Here is an 18150-nt window from a genome sequence, read left to right as displayed (position 1 = left end):
GATACCGATGTACACTCTACTCATGGGACGCCTCCTTTCGGTCGTGCCGGCCCTTTCAACCGGCATGTTTGGTTTGTCACCTAATTGTTCGGAGGCGTCCGTTCTTTATCATTCCAGGTCTTGTTTTCTGGATACAGAGTGATGCCAGTCGATGCAAAGCTGCCGTTCGCAACAGGGCTTTTGTGAATAACCTCGCTTCACATACCGGAGTATCCAAGAAACAAGACCTGCCCTGAAAATAGCGACTAGCATTTTCGTCCTCGGTGGTGTCGCGGCCGCGCGACATGGGTGACTGACCCCCAGACGAAAGAGTTTAGCGGCGCTGAACCGAGATGGGGAGGCGCCAGTCGCGCCCGAAGGCCCGGGGGCTGATCTTGATCCCCACCGGGGCCTGCCGGCGCTTGTACTCGTTGGCGTCCACGCGGCGGACCACTTCCCGCACCAGTTCCAGGTCGTAACCCCTGGCGGCCATCTCTCCGATGCTGAGTCCGTTCTCGATATAGTCCTCGAGGATGGGGTCGAGGGTCTCGTAGGGCGGAAGGGAATCGGTGTCCCTCTGGTCTTCCCTGAGCTCGGCGGAGGGCTCCCTTTCGAGGATGACGGCGGGGATGACCTCTCTCCCCTCCCTCTCGTTGATGTGGCGGGAGATGCGATAGACCTCGCTTTTGAGCAGGTCCTTGATGATCGCGTAACCGCCGGCCATGTCCCCGTAGAGGGTGCAGTAGCCCATGGAGAACTCGCTCTTGTTGCCGGTGGCCAGCACCAGCCAGCCCCGGCTGTTGGAGATGTTCATGAGCAGGTTGCCCCGGATGCGTGCCTGGAGGTTTTCCATGGCCACGCTCTGCCCGGGCCCCCGCAGGCTGTCTCCCGCTTGATCGGTATAGGTCTCCAGTAACTCGTCGATGTCATATATCTCCAGCGAAATACCCAGGGATGAGACCAGCTTCTCCGCGCCTTCGCGAGAGACGGCCGAGGTGAACCTGGAGGGGAGAAATACGCCGTGGACGCGCTCCGGGCCTAGGGACATGGCGGCGATCGCCGCGGTGAGCGCCGAGTCGATCCCCCCCGAGAGCCCGAAGACCACATCGGTGAAACCGTTCTTGCGCACGTAGTCGCGCAACCCCAGGAACAGGGCCCTCAGGACCTCCTCCTCCTTCGAAATGGTCTCCGCGGCACTTGGGATTAAAGGACGCTCTCCTGCCGGCTGACCCTCTTGTCCGCCCAGCTCTAGGACCCGCATCGGTCCACGGAGAGCGCCCCGTCTCGCATATCTGTGCAGGGGCTCGGTCATCCTGTGCGCCCACAAGCCGGTGGTATCCACGTCCAGCAGGAGGATGTCCTCCTCGAAAAGGGGCGAGGAGGCGAGCTTTCCTTTCCAGGGATGCCAGACCATGGAGCCACCGTCAAAAACCAGTTCGTCCTGGCCCCCGACGCAGTTCACGTAGGCCACCATGGCCATGGCGTCGATGGACCTCGCCTCCACCAGCTTCTCCCTGGCCCTGTGCTTACCGCGGTGAAACGGGGAGGCGGAGAGGTTGACCACCAGCTCGGCTCCACCAAACGCCACCTCCGTCTCCAGGGGACCCCCTGGATACCAGATGTCCTCGCAGATAGTCACGCCCACCCTGACGCCGCCTACCTTTACCACCAGGCCTTCCTCGCCGGCGGCAAAGTAGCGGTTCTCGTCGAAGACGCCGTAATTGGGGAGATACCTTTTACGGTATATGGCTACCACTTCGCCACGGTAGAGGACAGCGGCGGCGTTGAAGACATCCTCGCACATCTCGGGGGTCCCCACCAGGACCGCGGTGTCCCCCACTTCACGCGCCAGCTCATCCAGGCTCCGCGCGCACGCATCCAGGAAATCCCGTTTGAGGAGCAGGTCCTCGGGCGGATACCCGCTCAAAGCGAGTTCGGGAAAGCACACCAGGTCGGCCCCCTGGACCTCCGCGGTGCGCAGCCTCTCCACCACCAGCTCTCGGTTGCCGTCGAGGTCGCCCACGGCGGTGTTGATCTGGGCCAGTGCGATCCTCATATCGAGATCCTATCCTGGTCATGGGGTCAGGTCTTGTTTTTTGTATCCCATAATATGGTAAGTAGCGTAAACCTGCTGCATACAAACGGGCATAGGTACGATAACCGCTGACATACCGGAGTATCCAATAAACAAGACCTGACCCCTTAGACTTTAGAGTAAGGGCAGGTAGTTCTGCATCTCCCACTCGGTGACCTGTGCGCGGTAACGCTCCCACTCTATCTTCTTGTTCTCGATGAGTGATGCGAAGACTTCATCCCCCAGGCACCTGCGCAGCAGCTCACTGCCCTCCGCCCTCTGGATGGCTTCCCAGAGGTCCTCCGGGAGCTGCTCGATGCCCAGCTCCCTCCTCTCCTCCTCGTCCATCTCGTAGACGTTGCGCTCGACGGAATCGGCCAGCTCGTACCCTTTCTCGATACCTTCCAGGCCTGCGGCGAGCATGCAGGCGAAGGCGAGGTAGGGGTTGCAGGAGGGGTCCGGCGAGCGGAACTCGATTCGCGTGGCCTTCTCCTTGCCCGGCTTGTATTCGGGCACGCGCACCAGGTCGGAACGGTTGCGCACCGCCCAGGAGAGGTAGACGGGGGCCTCGTACCCCGGCACCAGCCTCTTGTAGGAGTTCACCCACTGGTTGCACACCAGGGTGATCTCCGGGGCGTGTCTCAGCAGCCCGGCGATGAACTTCTTGGCCGTATCCGAGAGGTGGTTCTTGTCCCCGGGATCATAGAAAGCGTTTCTATCTCCCTCGAAGAGCGACATGTGCGTATGCATGCCGCTGCCGTTGTGACCGAAGAGCGGCTTGGGCATGAAGGTGGCATAGACCCCGTTCAGAAGCGCTATCTCCTTGACCACAAGGCGGAAGGTCATGGCGTTGTCGGCCATGGTCAACGCATCGGTATATCGCATGTCGATCTCGTGCTGGCTGGGGCCGACTTCATGGTGGCTGTACTCCACCCCTATGCCCAGTTCCTCCAGGGCGATAACGGTGTCGCGGCGCAGGTCGCTGGCCACGTCCAGGGGGGTGAGGTCGAAGTAGCCGCCCCGGTCCAGTACTTCCGTGGAATCCGGCGACTTGAAGTAGAAGTACTCCAGTTCCGGCCCGACGTAGTACGTATACCCCTTCTCTGCGGCCCGGGCCAGGTTCTTTTTGAGCACGTAGCGGGGGTCCTTGTCATAGGGTTCGCCGCCCGGCTTCAAGATGTCGCAGAACATGCGCCCGACGGCGTTGTGTTCACGCGGCCTCCATGGCAGGATTACGAAAGTGCTGGGGTCGGGCATCGCCATCATGTCGCTCTCGTCGATGCGGGCGTACCCCTCGATGGACGACCCGTCGAATCCCATCCCGTCCTCCAGGGCCTCCTCCAGCTCGCTGATGGTGATGGCGAAGCTCTTGAGGAACCCTAGTATGTCGGTGAACCACAGCCGGATGAAACGCACGTCGTTCTCCCGGGCCGTTTTGAGGACATATTCCTTGTCCTTGGTCGTCATGGTCTCTCCTCCTTGGTCTCGAGCCTATCTCTACTATCTATACCCTCGTCCCCGATTCTCTAACGGCCGTGTTTCCGCTCCTTTTCCGCATTGTTAAATCCGTGTTAAATCGCGTTGAACCCCGACTCCCCAGTGCGGATGCGCACCGCATCCATCACATCGTAGATGAAGACCTTGCCGTCGCCGATAGACCCGGTGCGGGCGGCCCTGACCACAGCACCGGCCACCCTGCCCATGTCCTCATCCAATACCACCGCCTCGACCTTGATCTTGGGCAGGAACTCCACACGGTACTCGGCTCCCCTCCACCTGTGGGTGATGCCCTTCTGCTTGCCATGCCCCTTGACCTCTGTGATGGTAACGCCCGGGTAGCCCAGCTTGCGCAACTCGTCCATGACCGTCTCCAGGCGCTCGGGCCGGATCAACGCCTCCACTTTCTTCATGCTATATCACTCCCTTCTCGTATATCGCGGGTTGGAAGTCCGGGTATGCTTCCAGGTTGTGTTCGCTTATGTCCAGGCCTTCCCTCTGGCCCTCCTCGTCAACTCTGATGCCTATGGTCTTTTTAAGGACGAAGAACAGGATGAAGGCGGTAACCGCCACCCATGACACCACGGAGGCAATCCCCAGGAGTTGTTTGCCGAGCTGGACCACTCCCCCACCGAAGAAGAGGCCATTGACCGCCGCAACCCCGTTCGCTTCCCCGAAGGAGGCCTGGGCAAACAGGCCCACGGCCATGGTTCCCCAGATGCCGTTCACGGCATGCACGGATACGGCGCCCACGGGGTCGTCCACCTTCAGCTTGCGGTCGATGAATTCCACCGCGAACACCACCAGCACACCAGCGACGACGCCGATGATCAGGGCGCTGGCCATACTGATATAGGCGCACCCCGCCGTCACCGCCACCAGTCCGGCCAGGGTGCCGTTGAAGGACATGCTGACGTCGGGTTTGCCGTAACGGATCCAGGTGATGAACATGGCCACACTTCCGCCTGCGGCCGCGGCCAGGGTGGTGGTCATGGCGATGGTGGCGATGGCCGGCGAAGCCTTAAGGGTACTGCCGGGGTTGAAGCCATACCAGCCCAACCAGAGGATAAAAGTGCCCAGGGCGGCCATGGGGATGTTGTGGCCGGGGATGGCATTCGGCGTGCCATCTTCATTGTATTTTCCGATGCGCGGCCCAACCATCCAGGCGCCCACCAAGGCGCAGATCCCCCCGACGGTGTGTACCACCGTCGACCCGGCGAAGTCCAGCATGCCCAGTTCGTACAGCCATCCTCCCTCGGCCCATATCCAGTGCCCTACCACCGGGTAGATAACCCCCGTGATAACGATGGTGGCGATGCAATAGGAGCTGAACTTGAAGCGCTCGGCGATTCCACCCGCCAGGATGGTGGCGGCGGCCCCCGCGAAGGCTATCTGGAAGAGCAGAAAAACATAGAGGGGCAGGCCGTTCCAGTCCGAGCTGGCCATGTTGGTGAAGAACCCGCTGGACCCCACGAAACCGCCGCGGTCCAGGCCGAACATGAAAGCGAAGCCGATCATCCAGAAGACGAGCGCTCCGAGGCAGAAGTCCATGGCTCCCTTGAGCATGGCGTTGGCGACGTTTTTCGACCTGGTCAGCCCACCTTCCAGGAAAAAGAAACCGGCCTGCATGAAAAAGACGAGTGCCGCGGCTATCAACACCCAGACCGTATCCAGCGAGGTGGCGACACTCTCCGCGATCCTGGTGTCCCCCTCCCCCTCGGCCAGTGCGGGGACGGTGAAGAGCGCCAGCAGCACGGCCACGATGCCCAATACCAGCAACAGCTTCTTCAAGTAGCTTCACCCCCCTTATGAGCTTCGCTTGCCCTGCATACATATGGCGGATCTATCAACTTCATGCTCTTCCACCTGCCCGTGTTTTTCCGGTCTCTCGATATCCTGTCCCATAAGCCTATAAGAGGTATGTTTCCGGGGTTTTATGGCTCCGTTAAATCGCCATTACGGTTGTGTTTCGACCGTGTTAAACGCTCTCCGGTTCAGACGGCGGTCTGACCCGACTCTCCGGTGCGGATGCGCACTACGTCAGCCACATCGTGAACGAAGACCTTGCCGTCTCCGATGGAGCCGGTGCGTGCAGCGCTCACCACGGCACCGACCACTTTCCCCAGATCCTCGTCGAGGACAACCGCCTCGATCTTTATCTTGGGCAGGAACTCCACGTGGTATTCAGCGCCCCGCCATCTCTGCAGGAGCCCTTTCTGCTTGCCGTGTCCCCTGACTTCGGTGATGGTCAGTCCCGGGTAACCCAGCTCGCGCAGCTCGTCCATTACGGGCTCCATACGCTCCGGCCTTATCAATGCCTCCACCTTTTTCATCCAGCTTCAACCCAATCCGTGACGTCCTGATCGGCGGAGGACAGCATGGGTATCGCGAGGGGCGGGCGCATCTGCCCATCGTGTATGTATGCCGAGATACCCATCTCGTGCACGTCCAGTCCGTCCACCTCTTCCTGGGGGGAAACCCGGATTCCCTGCACGCGGTCCTGAATGCGGAAGAATGCATAGGAGAACGTGAAGACAAATGCCGCGCAGGCCACCGCACCGATAGCCTGGGCCGCCAGTTGGCCGGCATCGCCGAAGAACAGTCCCTTCACCGCGCCCTCCACGCCATTGAGACCGAGGCCGTAGGTGCCATCTGCGAACAACCCCACGGCCAGAACCCCCCACAGGCCATTGAAGCCGTGCACCGCGACCGCCCCGACCGGGTCATCTATCCCCCATCTCTCCAGGGCGAACACGCCGAAGCACACCACAAGACCGGCAACCACCCCGATGACCAGCGCCGCCCACGCGGGGACGAAGGCGCATGGAGCCGTGATGGCCACCAGTCCCGCCAGCATGCCGTTGGCGGTCATGGAGGGGTCGGGCTTGCCGTACTTCTTCCACATGAAGAACATGGCCGTAAGGCAACCGGCACAGGCGGCCAACAGGGTATTCACCGCCACCACCGCCATCCTCAGATCCCCCCCAGACAAGGTACTGGCGGAGTTGAAGCCGAACCAGCCGAAGACGAGGATGATCACACCGACTATGGCCATGGGCACGTTATGTCCCGGTATGGCGCGCGGTTTTCCGTCCCGGTCGAAACGCCCGATGCGCGGGCCGATGACCATCGCGCCTGCCAGGGCGCATATCCCACCCACCGCATGCACGACCGAAGAACCGGCAAAGTCAACGAAACCATGCCCCAACCCGATATTCGAACCGAGTTGGGAAAGCCAACCGCCCCCCCAGACCCAGTGCCCAAATACCGGGTAGAGGAACATGGACATGAACAGTCCGTAGACCAGGAAGGCCTTGAACTTCCAGCGCTCGGCCATGGAACCGGTAACGATAGTTGCCGCGGTGTCCATGAAAACCACCTGGAAGAGGAAGAACATGAAGATGCCGACATCGTAGACCCCGCTTCCTGCGAGAGCGAAGCCCTTGAAGCCGAGGATCGACCATCCTTTGGCCACCTCGAGTTTGGCGTTGAGGATCTCGGCACCTCCCAACGTGGCAAGGGATCCGACTCCGCCGAACATGAGGGCGTAGCCTACCAGGAAATAACCGATGGTCCCGACGGCGAAGATGGTGAAGTTGGTCATCATCACGTGTACGGCGTTGCGCTCCTGCGTGAAGCCGGTCTCCACCATGGCGAACCCGGCCTGCATGAAGAAGACCAGGATGGCCCCGAGAAACACCCACATGAAGTTGATGGCGATCTTGTTGTGCCCGACCTCCTCGGCCAGGTCGGAATCCCCTAGATCCTGTCCATCGCCGGTCTCGCCGCCGCTGGCATCGGCTGCGGCCCTCGGAGCCCCGCCAAGGACGAGCAGGAGTACGAAGCAGAGCAGCACTCCCAAAACGAGCGGCCCCCACCTCCTCGTAGCCGGGTTCATGATCATGACCTCCTTCTGTCACCATGTAGCGTTTCTGATGGCTACAGTCTAGAAGGCAGCTGTTTCGGGTGTTTTGCCGCAAGGTTAATTTCCCGTGGCTATCGTGTTTCGGGCATATTAAGGCGGGCCGCATCTGATGATGCCCAGGGCGGGTGTCCTGTCAGCCCGCAGCTTCGGAAAACCCCCTGGGTTCCAGAATCAGGATGGTGGGACATGCTCGAAAATATAGCCCACGCCCCGGATGGTGCGGATATAGACATGGCCTTCGCGCTCGATCTTGGAACGGATGCGGCGGACGTGCACGTCGACGGTGCGGGCGCCTCCGAAGTAGTCATATCCCCACACCTGCTCGAGGAGCATCTCGCGGGTGAAGACCTTACCGGGCCTGGACATGAGAAAGCGCAGCAGCTCGAACTCCTTGAAGGTGAGGTCGACCTGCGCACCCCCCACCCTCACCTCGTAGCGGTCTTCGTCGAGTTCAAGTTCTCCCACGGGAACGGTTGGCGTCTTGTCGCCACCGCATAAAAGGCGCAGGCGCGCCCTTATCTCCTCGCCCGTGACCCCGTCGGCGACGAAATCATCCAGGGGTATACCGCTGTCCAGGGCGCGGATCTGCTCGAAGCGCAGCACCGCCATGAGCCTGACCTCGTCGCCGAGCTCGCGCCGCAGCGCGTCCAGGCGGCCGCGCCAATCTTCGGTACGAGTGGCCAGGTCCGCGAAGACCACGTCCCCGGCTACGGGCCCCCCGAACCCACCAACGGGCAGCGTGTCCAGCGTGAAGTCGGTTTCCAGGATATCCTGGAAATATTCCTTTCTGTCCTCGTCACACTGCAGGAATACTTTCATGCCAGCACCCCGGGCTGAGGATCGATCTCCTTCCTCGCTCCAGCACCGCGTCCGGCGACTGCCTGTGCCGGGTTTCCGCGCTCGCCGCGGGCGGATCTGCCTGCATGGCCGGATCAATAAAAGAGCCGGCCTGCGCCGGCTCACACAAGCCTTTTCTATTCTAACCTGTCTCAGTAAGCGTACAAACCACCGAAGGGACGGGACGACTTGGGCCATAGCTTGACGAAGCGGGAACCCAGTATGTCCTCGACATCGCCGCCGAAAAGTTGTGTGTACTCCTCCACGTACTGCCGGATGAGGGCGATGTCCTCTTCTCCCGCGGGAGCGCAAGCCGCCTCCTTGCCCAGCTGATACTCCTCCACCTCGCCGCGGAGGAAGATGAGGCCGCCGTGCATCCCCGTTCCGATATGCTTCGCGGTGAACTTCGCTCCGTTGCCATTGCCGTTCAGGCCCAGCGCGACCACCACTCCACCAGCCATGTACTCCCCCAGGAAGTCCTGGGGCTGGCCGCCGATGACCAGCACCGGCTTGTGCTTGCGGTATTCCTTCATATGGATGGCCGCGCGGTAGCCCACGCTGTCTTTAATGAATATCTTTCCGCCGCGCATGCCCATGGCCACGATATCGCCGGCCCGCCCGTGCACCACGATGACCCCGCTGTTCATGGTGTTGCCCACGCCGTCCTGGGCGTTGCGCTCCACGGTGATCTTCGGGCCGTCCATGAATGCGCCCAGGTCGTTCCCCGGCACGCCGTGCACGACTATCCTTACCGGCTTCCGGATCCCGGACCCTATGTAACGCTGGCCGTAGATGTTTTCCAGCACGATCTCCTCGGCGCCCTCGGCCACCGCGCCCTTGACCATGTTGTTCAGCTCCCGGTAATGGAGCTGGCCGGCGTCGATCTCCACCATGTCGTCCCTGCGCCTGAACACTCCCGGCAGGCCAGCGTGGTGATCCACTTCGATCTTCATAGACGCAACATCCCCTTTGCTCGCATTACTTCTTCCTCCATGTGGCTATTTCTCCGCCGCGATGGGTTTTCCCTTCTCAGATTATTTTCGACTCCGCTCCCGCTTTATCGGTTCCTTTTTCCAGATATTTAACATTTCTCTTCCCTCATGCTCCTGCGTGCTTTATCCCCAGGATGTCCAGTTCCTCCTGGGTGAGGCCGACGCCGCGCAACCGCAGGCGGTTGCCGCGCAGGCTCTCGATGGCGTTGATCCCCATGCCCCCCAGGATCTCCATGATCTCGTGGGACCACCCCGTGAGCAGGTTGACCAGCCGCCTGGTCCCCACCTCGGGGTTGAGGCGCTTGGTCAGGTAGGGGTCCTGGGTCGCGATGCCCCAGTTGCACGTGCCGGTATAGCATTTCTGGCACACGTGGCACCCCAGGGCGACTAGGGCGGCGGTGCCGATATACACAGCATCCGCGCCCAGCGCGATGGCCTTGACCACGTCCGCCGAGGAGCGTATCCCTCCCGCGATCACGATGCTGGCCCGGTTGCGGATGCCCTCATCGCGCAGGCGGGAATCCACGGAAGCCAGCGCCAGCTCGATGGGGATGCCCACGTTGTCGCGGATCATGGTCGGCGCCGCGCCAGTGCCCCCCCGGATGCCGTCGATGGCCACGATATCCGCTCCCGCGCGCACGATGCCCGAGGCGATGGCGGCGGAGTTGTGCACGGCGGCTATCTTCACCGAGACCGGCTTCTCCCAGTGGGTGGCCTCCTTGAGGGCGTAGATGAGCTGCGCCAGGTCCTCGATGGAATAGATGTCGTGATGGGGGGCGGGCGAAAGGGCGTCCGTCCCCTCCGGGATCATGCGCGTACGCGATATCTCCGCGCTCACCTTCTCCCCGGGAAGGTGCCCGCCAATGCCGGGCTTGGCGCCCTGCCCGATCTTTATCTCCAGGGCGGCAGCCACCTCCAGGTAATCGGCGTGCACGCCGAATCGCCCCGAAGCCACCTGGCAGATGGTATGGTCTCCGTACCTGTAGAGGTCGCGGTGGAGGCCTCCCTCGCCGGTGTTGTAGTAAGTGCCCATCTCCGTGGCCGCCCTGGCCAGGCACTCGCAGGTGTTGTAGCTGATGGCGCCGTAGGAGATGGCCGAGAACATCATGGGTGTCTCCATGCGCAGCTGCGGGGACAGGGCGGTCTGCAGGGATGCCTTTCCCTTCCTGCCGCCTATCTTTAGTGCGTCCGGCTTTGCCCCCAGATAGGTGCGCAGCTCCATGGGCTCGCGCAGGGGATCGATGGAGGGGTTGGTCACCTGGCTGGCGTCGAGGGTGATGCGGTCCCAGTAGTTACGGTAGTCCTTGTCGCACCCCATGCCGGTGAGCAGCACGCCCCCCGTCTCCGCCTGCTTGTAGATGTTATGGAGCACCTCACGGTTCCAGTTGGCGTTGCCGGGCACCTGGGTGGGGTTCTCGCGCACCACAAGGGCGTTGGTGGGGCAGAGGGTGACGCAGCGCAGACACCCTACGCACTTGTTCTCATCGACGTAGACCTCATCATCTTCCTCGTCGTAGTAGTGCACGTCGAAACCGCACTGGCGCACGCAGACCTCGCAGCGGATGCAGCGGTGGTCGTCCCTGTCCACCAGGAACTCGGGTATGATATAGCTCTTCATTCCTATGCACACCTCCAGGAGCTCAGGCCGGCGCGGCCGCGCTCGATACGCTCTCTCTTTCCCGGCTCGCGTCGGTCTTCTCGAGCTGGAATATGATGGGCTCACCGCCCGACGGGATCCAGGTGTCATCGATGGCATCGTCGACCAGGTGCATGGGGGCCTCCTCGGAGGACAGGTACATCCATTCGCCGTTGCGCCCCGCCACCAGGGGCCGCAACCTGATACGGTCGGTGAGGCCGACCATCTGTGACATGTTGGAGACGATGATGCTGAAAGGCCCGTTGAGCAGCAGTGAACCGTAGGTCTGCCGCAGGGCGGAGTGCAGTTCCCTCTCCCGCGGCGGCATGCGGTCGATGTCCTCCCACAGCGGGGCCGCCAGCACTCTGGCCATGTCCGCTATGGACAGCCCGTGGCGGCGCACCAGCAGGTCCACCGCGTAGGCGATGACCTCGGTGTCGGTGAAGAGCGTGCACTTGTACCCGTACATCTCCAGGTGGCGCTGGTTGATGCCATAGGAGGAGATCTCGCCGTTATGCACCACCGACCAGTCAAGGATATTGAAGGGGTGAGCGCCGCCCCACCAAGCCTGGGTGTTGGTGGGGAACCTGCCGTGGGCCACCCAGATGTAGCCCTCGTATTCGTCCAGTCGAAAGAAGCGGCCTATGTCCTCGGGAAAGCCCACGCCCTTGAACACGCCCATGTTCTTGCCGCTGGAGAAGGCGAAGGCGCCGTCGATCTCCGCGTTTATATGCATGACCGCCTGCACCACGAAATCGTCCAGGTCCTCCAGCTCGCAGGCGAGGGCCGGGTTCTCGCGCGGCTGCACGAAATAGCGCCGCAGCAGCGGAGCGTCGCTGACCCCCTCACACGCGGAGGTCGGTATGACCTCGGCCTGCTCGATGACGAAGTTGGCCTGGAGGAACCCCTCCGCATCCAGCCTGCCCGCCTCGTCCGAGTACATCATCTGGAAGCAGTAGAGATCGGCGTACTCCGGATAGATGCCGTAGGCGGCAAAGCCGCCTCCCAGCCCGTTGCTGCGCTCCTTCATGTTGGCGATGGCGGTGATCATGGGCTCCCCGGTGAACTTCACGCCGGCGGCGTTCATCATCCCGAATATGGAGCAGCCGGAGAAATCCTTGTCGTCCCTTATGTGCACACCTCTCAGCATGATCTCACTCCCCCCGGCCTCTGTCCGCTCCGGCCGCCTTGAGGCCGGCCACGGCTTCCTCGATCCGCTCTCTCCTCACCGCGCGGGGGAGATGTATATGGCCGAAGCCCTCGTCGAGCAGGGAGTTCCTTACCCGCCTCACGTTAGCCCTCTCCTGGATGAGGCTGGTGAGGATGCCGGCCCGCTCGATCCTCCCCGCCATGAGCATGCCCACCAGCACGTCACCCTGCAGCACCGCCTTGCGGTATCCGTCCTCGTCCTGGCGCACGATGACCTGGTAGCCCTGCGCGGGGGGATTGACGATTCCCGCCGACAGCACCGGCAGGCCGAAGAACTCCACCGCGTTCATGGAGTTGCAGCCAGGATAGGCCCTCTCGTCCCCGGCCATGTTCATGCCGGCGTATTTACCCTGCAGCGCGGCCACCGGCCAAAGGGCATTGATGGACGGCCTCCCCAGCACGATGTCCATGGCCGCCACGGCGTCTCCAGCCGCGTATATGTCCCTTACCTTCGTACGCTGGTATTCGTCCACTTCGATCCCGCGCTCGCAGGGAAGGCCCATGGCCTCCGCCAGCTCGGTGCGCGGCCTGACCCCTACCGCCATGACCAGGAGGTCGAATTCCATCTCGGCCCCGTCGTCCAGTACGGCCGTGCCCCCGTGCCCCCCCCTGCCGTGCAGCAGAGCCACGCTCGACCCCGTCAGTATCTCTATGTCAGCCTCGCCGCAGCGCTCGGCGACCAGCTCCGAGGCCCTGTCATCCAGGGCTAGGGGCAAGACGCGGTCCAGCTTCTCGACTACCGTGACCCGGGCCCCGCGTGCGTGCAGGGCTTCCGCCGCCTTCATGCCGATGAGGCCGGCCCCGACCACCAGGGCGCGGACGGGTTTCGCGGTCAGCCTGAGCATGTCCCTCGCGTCATCCCAAGAGATGAAGGTGATATGCTCCACCTCGTCCAGGCCTTCGATGGGGGGGATGAACGGGGTGAACCCGGTGGCCAGCAAGAGGCTCCCCCACTTTATCCTCTCCCTTCCAGCGGTGGTGATGGTCCTCTTCGAGCTGGAAACGGAGGTGACGCGCTCGCCGGGGTGGAAGTCGACGCCCATCCTCCTATAGAAAGTGCCGGGCCGGTAATACATCCCTTTTGTATCGATATCTCCCGCCACCAGGTAGGAGATGAGCGGGCGCGAGTAGCAGCGGTACTTCTCCTCGCAGAAGAGGCCGATGCTGCCCGCGGCGTCCCGGGCTCGGATGGACTCGACGGCGTTGATGGCCGCGGCCGAGTTCCCCACGATGGCGTAATCGTACGTGAGCATCTCTACTCCTCCACCATGATCAGGGCTTCGTTGGGGCAGTTGGCCACACAGGCCGGGGTGTCCAGGTCGGGGCAGAAGTCACACTTGCCCACCACCTTCCTCTCCCCCTCGTCACGGCGCACCGCCGCAAAGGGGCAGACCAGGATACAGGTCCAGCATCCCACGCAGCGTTCGGTATCGTTGGTCACCACGCCGGTCTCCGGGTCCCTCTGCATGGCCCCCGACAGGCAGGCGGTGACGCAGGGCGCATCGTCGCAGTGGCGGCATTGCAGGGCGAAGGAGACATGCCCCTCCTCCTCGACCTCGACCCTTTTTACCGGACGCTTCTCTTTCTTAAAGGCCTTGATGATGTCCTTGCTCCTGGAGTGCTGCACGATGCAGTGGACCTCGCACAGGCGGCACCCGATGCAGTACTCCTCCCGCGGCACTATCCTCATCACGCGAATCACCTGTCCTATCAAGAGGTCACGGATAACGAAAGAATTTTAATGCAGCGAGCGCGTAGTTCACATACCTTTTCTTTTATCTTCCGTCATTCTTTGTAGGTTATAGGTTACCTATTGCCTATTTAACCCGATTTATGTTATATAGTCAACGTATAGTTAGGAGAATTATTGCCGTTATGGGCAACAGCAACGCAGCGCTTGAAAGAAAGACCCTGGCCATCCTGGAGATCCTGCGCGAGGCCGGAGGTCCACTGGGAGCGCGGGCGCTCTCCCGGGAGCTTGCCCTGCGCGGCTTCGACCTCAACGAACGCACCGTCCGCTATCACCTCCTGCACCTGGACGAGCGGGGTTACACGCGCCTGGTGGGCAGGAGCGGCAGGGTGCTCACCCAGCGTGGCCTAGACGAGATCGACAGCGCCCTCGCCGTGGACCGCATCGGTTTCGTGAACGCGCGCATAGACGACCTCGCATGCCAGGCCGATTTCGACCTCTCCTCCCGCTCGGGACGCCTGGTCATCAACGTGACCCTTTTCCCCCGCGAGCAGGAGGTCCAGGCGATACAGGCCATGCGTCCCGCTTTCGAGGCCGGGTTGTGCCTGTCGGACCTGGTGCTGCGCGCCGGGCCGGGTGAGCGCGTGGGAGGGCAGGAGATACCGGAGGGCGCGGTTGGCTGGGGGACGGTATGCAGCGTCACCCTCAACTCCATCTTCCTGCGCCACGGCATCCCCGTGGATTCCAGCTTCGGCGGCCTGCTGGAGTTGAGGGGCGGCAGGCCGAGCCGTTTCACGGAGATCATCTCATACTCCGGCTCCACCCTCGACCCCGTCGAGATCTTCATCAAGGGCAGGATGACCAGCGTGCACGCGGCGGCTGCGGGAGGCGCGGGGCGCATCTGCGCCTCCTTCCGGCTCATACCGGCCTCCGCGCTGGATGCCGCGTCTTCCCTCCTGGAGGAGATGAAGGGGTCGCGCCTGTGCGAGATGGTGCAGCTGGGAAGGCCGGGGCAACCCCTGATGGAAGTGCCCCCCGGCAGAGACCGCGTCGGCATGCTGGTGGCCGCGGGGCTCAACCCGCCCGCCGCCGTCGAGGAGCTGGGCGTCGAAACCACCTCGCGCGCCATGGCCACCCTGGTGGAGTATTCCGCTCTGTCGCCCTTTTCCTCGCTCGCGAAACGCCTCTAATCATTGCGAATAGGATGGTGGGTACCTGCCCCCCTTCTTCCACCGTAGTTCCTCCAGGATCACCATCCCTGTCAATGGACCTTTCGGTTTCCAAAGGTTTGGGTGTGGTCCCCCGGGAGGGATTCGAACCCTCGACCAACGCTTAGTGGGAACGCTGCTCTACCCGCTGAGCTACCGGGGGCCCACCATCCTCTGGCCAGTATAACGAGAGGAAAGGACATGGATCTCCGACGGCCATGTTATAATGTAGTCGTTTAGTGGGAACGGCTCACTGGTCGAGCTACCGGGAAGAGGCGGATCATCCGCCTCTTTTCTTATGGGCATGAAGCCCGCGGGACACTACCCACACCTGGGTGAACAGGGAGGGAGATCCTATGCTTCGGCATCGACCGGAAGGTTATCGCTTAGAGTTGTAGTAGATTAGAGTAGCCTTGTCGTGTTGTTCGCACTCTGGAAGAGAGGGACGCCCGGTTTGTCCGTTCAAGTCGATGAACCCGAATCCGCGCTCACCGTTACCGAACTGGTGAAGGACTACCCGCGGGCGCCGCGGGGATGGCGCTCCTTCTTCCTGCCTTCGTGGAAACAGGGCAGCGTCCGGGCCCTGGACGGTGTGAGCTTCGGCGTGCGTCGGGGCAGTATCTGCGGGCTGCTGGGCACCAACGGGGCGGGAAAGACCACCCTGATCAAGATCTGCTACAGCCTGCTCCTGCCCACCTCCGGCGCGGTGCGCGTATTGGGCGAGGACCCCCTCCATCGCGGCCGGGAGATCCGCCGGCGCATGGGGATGGTGATGAGCGAGGAGCGCAGCTTCTACTGGCGCCTCTCCGGCCGCCGCAACCTGGAGTTCTTCGCGGCCCTGCACGACCTGGACCGCGCCGCGGCCGACCGGCGTATCGAGGAGCTTGGCGAACTCACGGGAATACGGGAATACCTGGACGTCCCCTTCTCGGACTATTCCACCGGCATGAGGCAGAAGGCGGCGGTGGCGCGCGCCCTTCTCCACGACCCGGAGGTCCTGCTCATGGACGAACCCACCCGTTCCCTCTCCCCCGACGCCGCCTACCCCCTGCAGGATTTCGTCCGCAGCGAATTGGTGGGCGCCATGGGGAAGACGGTGCTGCTGGCCACCCAGGACATGGACGAGGCGGAGCGCCTGTGTGATGACGTGGCCCTGCTCCATCGTGGCCGCCTGCTCTACCTGGGTACCCTGGCGGGGCTGATGGAGCTGGCCGGCCGCGAGTTGGGAGAGGGCGCCGGCCTGGGCGACGTTTTCGTGGAGCTGGTGCGGCGGGATGATGCGGCGGAGGGGGGCGTCCGGCCATGAGAAAAGCCCGCGCGTTCCTGCGGCGCGACTTCTTCATGGAGACGAGCTACCGCTTCAACTTCCTCCTCTCACTGGCGAGCGTGGTCTTCGCCGTCGCCGTCTTCTATTTCCTGGGCAAGATCGTGGACCCCGCCGCCGTATACGACACCGCCGACGACTACTTCTCCTTCGCCCTGGTGGGCATAGCCATGGCCATGTACCTCCGCACCGGGCTGGGTTCCTTTGCCGAGAGCGTGCGGGAGGAACAGCTCATGGGGACCCTGGAGGCGATGATGTCCACCCCCACCTCCCTTGCCACCATCATCCTCTCCTCCTCCATCTGGCGTTTCATCTTCACCTCCGTCTCGGTGCTGGCCTTCCTGGTGGTGGGCGTCTTCTTCGGCGTCTCCTTCGCAGGGGCGAACTATCCCGCCGCCCTGCTCCTGCTCGTCCTGACCATCGCCTCCTATGCCTCCCTGGGCATCATCTCCGCGAGCTTCATCATCGTATTCAAGCGCGGCGACCCCATCAACATGGCGGTGAGCAGCCTGTCCATCTTCCTAGGTGGCGTCTTCTATCCCGTCTCCGTCCTCCCGGCATGGCTGCGCTTCTTCTCCTACCTGCTGCCCATCACCTGGTCCCTGCAGGGCATCCGCGGGGCGCTGCTCAAGGGCGAGGGCTTCTCCACGCTGTGGCAGGAGTTCCTGGCCCTGGGGATCATCACCGTGGTGCTCATACCCTTGAGCCTCGTCCTCTTCCGACTCGCCGTGCATTACGCCCGCAGGAACGGCACCCTGGTCAAATACTGAGCGGGGTGCGCGGCGGGTTTACCTTTTCCACCGGGCGGGCAAATCATTATAATGCAGGCAGAAGAAGGTGGAGGTGCCGGCGGTGGCTGACTGGCTATAGGAGGGCGCTATGGAGAGCAAATTCCTCGAGGATGTCGAGCAGCACGCGGTGGAGATAACCGGGGGCACCTGCGATGTGCCCATACTCTACCACGAGGTCTTCGCCGCCGTGGGCGTGTTCACCGCCCCGACCCTCAAGCTGAAGGAGCTCCTGCCCTCCTCCAAGCTGGTGCCTGCGGAGGTATACCCCGGCAAAGGACTGCTCGGGTTCATGGCGGCGGACTATCGCGATACCACCATCGGACCCTACAGGGAGTTCATCATCATGGTGCCCGTTCGCTACCAGCCACGCTTCAATCCGCCGCTCCTGCCGGTGCTGCGCATGACCGCCTCCCTCTCCTTCCAGGCCTTCATCTGGCAGCTCCCGCTAACCTCCGAGGTGGGGCTGCGCGCGGGCATCGATATCTGGGGGTTCCCCAAGTTCATCGCGGACATCGATTTCAGCGAGGACCCGGACTGGGTCAAGTGCACCCTGGGCGAGAAGGGGGAGCATATCCTCACCCTCGAGGTGAAGAAGAACCCGGCGCGCATGAAGACCTACTTCGACTACACCCTCTTCTCGGTGAAGGAGCGGGAGCTGCTGCGCACCCAGGTGAACGGCATCGCCGCCTCCCTGGGGAGGAGCTTCAGGCCGGGCGGCGCCCGGCTCACCCTGGGCGAGCACGCGATATCGCGGCGGATACGGGAGGTCGCTCCCGGCAGGAGCATGATGACCATGTACGTGCCCAGAAGCCAGTTGATCCTGCCGGAGGCGGAGGAACGCCTGGCTTTATAGGAGCCCTGCAGGGGTCGTATCTTAGATCTTCTGTCCCCAAGCAGAGGCAACACCCTGATCGCACGTTGCACGGGGATTGAAGGTCGAAGATACGGCCCCAAGTTCTTCCATCGCATACGGCTATAAGATAGAATG

Annotated in this window: 16 protein-coding genes and 1 tRNA gene; 4 read left to right on the top strand and 13 right to left on the bottom strand. The window is 62.5% G+C overall.

The features are described from left to right. Positions 1-313: 313 nt before the first annotated feature. The 12 genes from AB1384_13805 to AB1384_13750 form a co-directional block, all read right to left on the bottom strand. Positions 314-2035 carry an NAD+ synthase gene (locus AB1384_13805; protein ID MEW6555346.1) on the bottom strand — a complete coding sequence of 574 codons (1722 nt, stop codon included), beginning with the start codon at positions 2033-2035 and terminating at the stop codon, positions 314-316. A gap of 153 nt (positions 2036-2188) precedes the next feature. Continuing rightward, the gene (locus AB1384_13800) at positions 2189-3520 is read right to left on the bottom strand and encodes a glutamine synthetase family protein (protein MEW6555345.1); all 1332 of its coding nucleotides are present in this window, start codon (positions 3518-3520) and stop codon (positions 2189-2191) included. A 104-nt stretch (positions 3521-3624) separates the two neighbouring features. After that, the gene (locus tag AB1384_13795; protein MEW6555344.1) at positions 3625-3963 is read right to left on the bottom strand and encodes a P-II family nitrogen regulator; all 339 of its coding nucleotides are present in this window, start codon (positions 3961-3963) and stop codon (positions 3625-3627) included. 1 nt (position 3964) lies between these two features. After that, the gene (locus AB1384_13790; protein MEW6555343.1) at positions 3965-5302 is read right to left on the bottom strand and encodes an ammonium transporter; all 1338 of its coding nucleotides are present in this window, start codon (positions 5300-5302) and stop codon (positions 3965-3967) included. A 242-nt stretch (positions 5303-5544) separates the two neighbouring features. After that, positions 5545-5883, bottom strand: coding sequence for a P-II family nitrogen regulator (locus AB1384_13785; GenBank protein MEW6555342.1), 339 nt, complete (start codon positions 5881-5883; stop codon positions 5545-5547). Next, positions 5880-7448, bottom strand: a complete 1569-nt coding sequence (locus tag AB1384_13780; protein ID MEW6555341.1) for an ammonium transporter — start codon at positions 7446-7448, stop codon at positions 5880-5882. The genes AB1384_13785 and AB1384_13780 overlap by 4 nt, the downstream gene beginning before the upstream one ends. Positions 7449-7646: 198 nt before the next feature. After that, on the bottom strand, positions 7647-8294 hold the full coding sequence (locus tag AB1384_13775) for a winged helix-turn-helix domain-containing protein (GenBank protein ID MEW6555340.1): 648 nt from the start codon (positions 8292-8294) through the stop codon (positions 7647-7649). A 170-nt stretch (positions 8295-8464) separates the two neighbouring features. Beyond that, positions 8465-9205 (bottom strand): hypothetical protein, encoded by a 741-nt coding sequence (locus AB1384_13770; GenBank protein ID MEW6555339.1) that lies wholly within the window; start codon positions 9203-9205, stop codon positions 8465-8467. Between the two features lie 205 nt (positions 9206-9410). Further along, entirely contained in the window at positions 9411-10922 is a 1512-nt protein-coding gene (locus AB1384_13765; protein MEW6555338.1) for a glutamate synthase-related protein, read from the bottom strand. 22 nt (positions 10923-10944) lie between these two features. Next, positions 10945-12090 (bottom strand): glutamine amidotransferase family protein, encoded by a 1146-nt coding sequence (locus AB1384_13760; GenBank protein ID MEW6555337.1) that lies wholly within the window; start codon positions 12088-12090, stop codon positions 10945-10947. A 4-nt stretch (positions 12091-12094) separates the two neighbouring features. Then, a complete protein-coding gene (locus AB1384_13755; protein MEW6555336.1) occupies positions 12095-13402 on the bottom strand; it encodes an FAD-dependent oxidoreductase in 1308 nt (435 codons plus the stop codon). A gap of 2 nt (positions 13403-13404) precedes the next feature. Beyond that, entirely contained in the window at positions 13405-13842 is a 438-nt protein-coding gene (locus AB1384_13750; GenBank protein MEW6555335.1) for a 4Fe-4S dicluster domain-containing protein, read from the bottom strand. A 182-nt stretch (positions 13843-14024) separates the two neighbouring features. Between AB1384_13750 and AB1384_13745 the strand changes: the two genes are divergently transcribed. Further along, positions 14025-15029: an NrpR regulatory domain-containing protein gene (locus AB1384_13745; protein ID MEW6555334.1), complete on the top strand. Its 1005-nt coding sequence runs from the start codon at positions 14025-14027 to the stop codon at positions 15027-15029. 105 nt (positions 15030-15134) lie between these two features. Here the strand turns inward: AB1384_13745 and AB1384_13740 are convergent. After that, positions 15135-15210 (bottom strand) — tRNA-Ser (locus tag AB1384_13740). A gap of 291 nt (positions 15211-15501) precedes the next feature. Between AB1384_13740 and AB1384_13735 the strand changes: the two genes are divergently transcribed. The 3 genes from AB1384_13735 to AB1384_13725 all read left to right on the top strand — a co-directional run bounded on the left by AB1384_13735 (position 15502) and on the right by AB1384_13725 (position 18015). Beyond that, positions 15502-16353 (top strand): ABC transporter ATP-binding protein, encoded by an 852-nt coding sequence (locus AB1384_13735; GenBank protein MEW6555333.1) that lies wholly within the window; start codon positions 15502-15504, stop codon positions 16351-16353. After that, a complete protein-coding gene (locus AB1384_13730; GenBank protein ID MEW6555332.1) occupies positions 16350-17141 on the top strand; it encodes an ABC transporter permease in 792 nt (263 codons plus the stop codon). Before AB1384_13735 ends, AB1384_13730 begins: the two co-directional genes overlap by 4 nt. A 109-nt stretch (positions 17142-17250) precedes the next feature. After that, the gene (locus tag AB1384_13725; GenBank protein MEW6555331.1) at positions 17251-18015 is read left to right on the top strand and encodes an acetoacetate decarboxylase family protein; all 765 of its coding nucleotides are present in this window, start codon (positions 17251-17253) and stop codon (positions 18013-18015) included. Positions 18016-18150 lie beyond the last annotated feature (135 nt).

The sequence above is a fragment of the Actinomycetota bacterium genome (assembly GCA_040757835.1).
In the GTDB taxonomy this organism is placed as follows: Bacteria; Actinomycetota; Geothermincolia; order Geothermincolales; family RBG-13-55-18; genus SURF-21.
The sequence above is the reverse complement of the archived record's forward strand: the minus strand, read 5'-3'. Positions and strand labels throughout refer to the sequence as shown.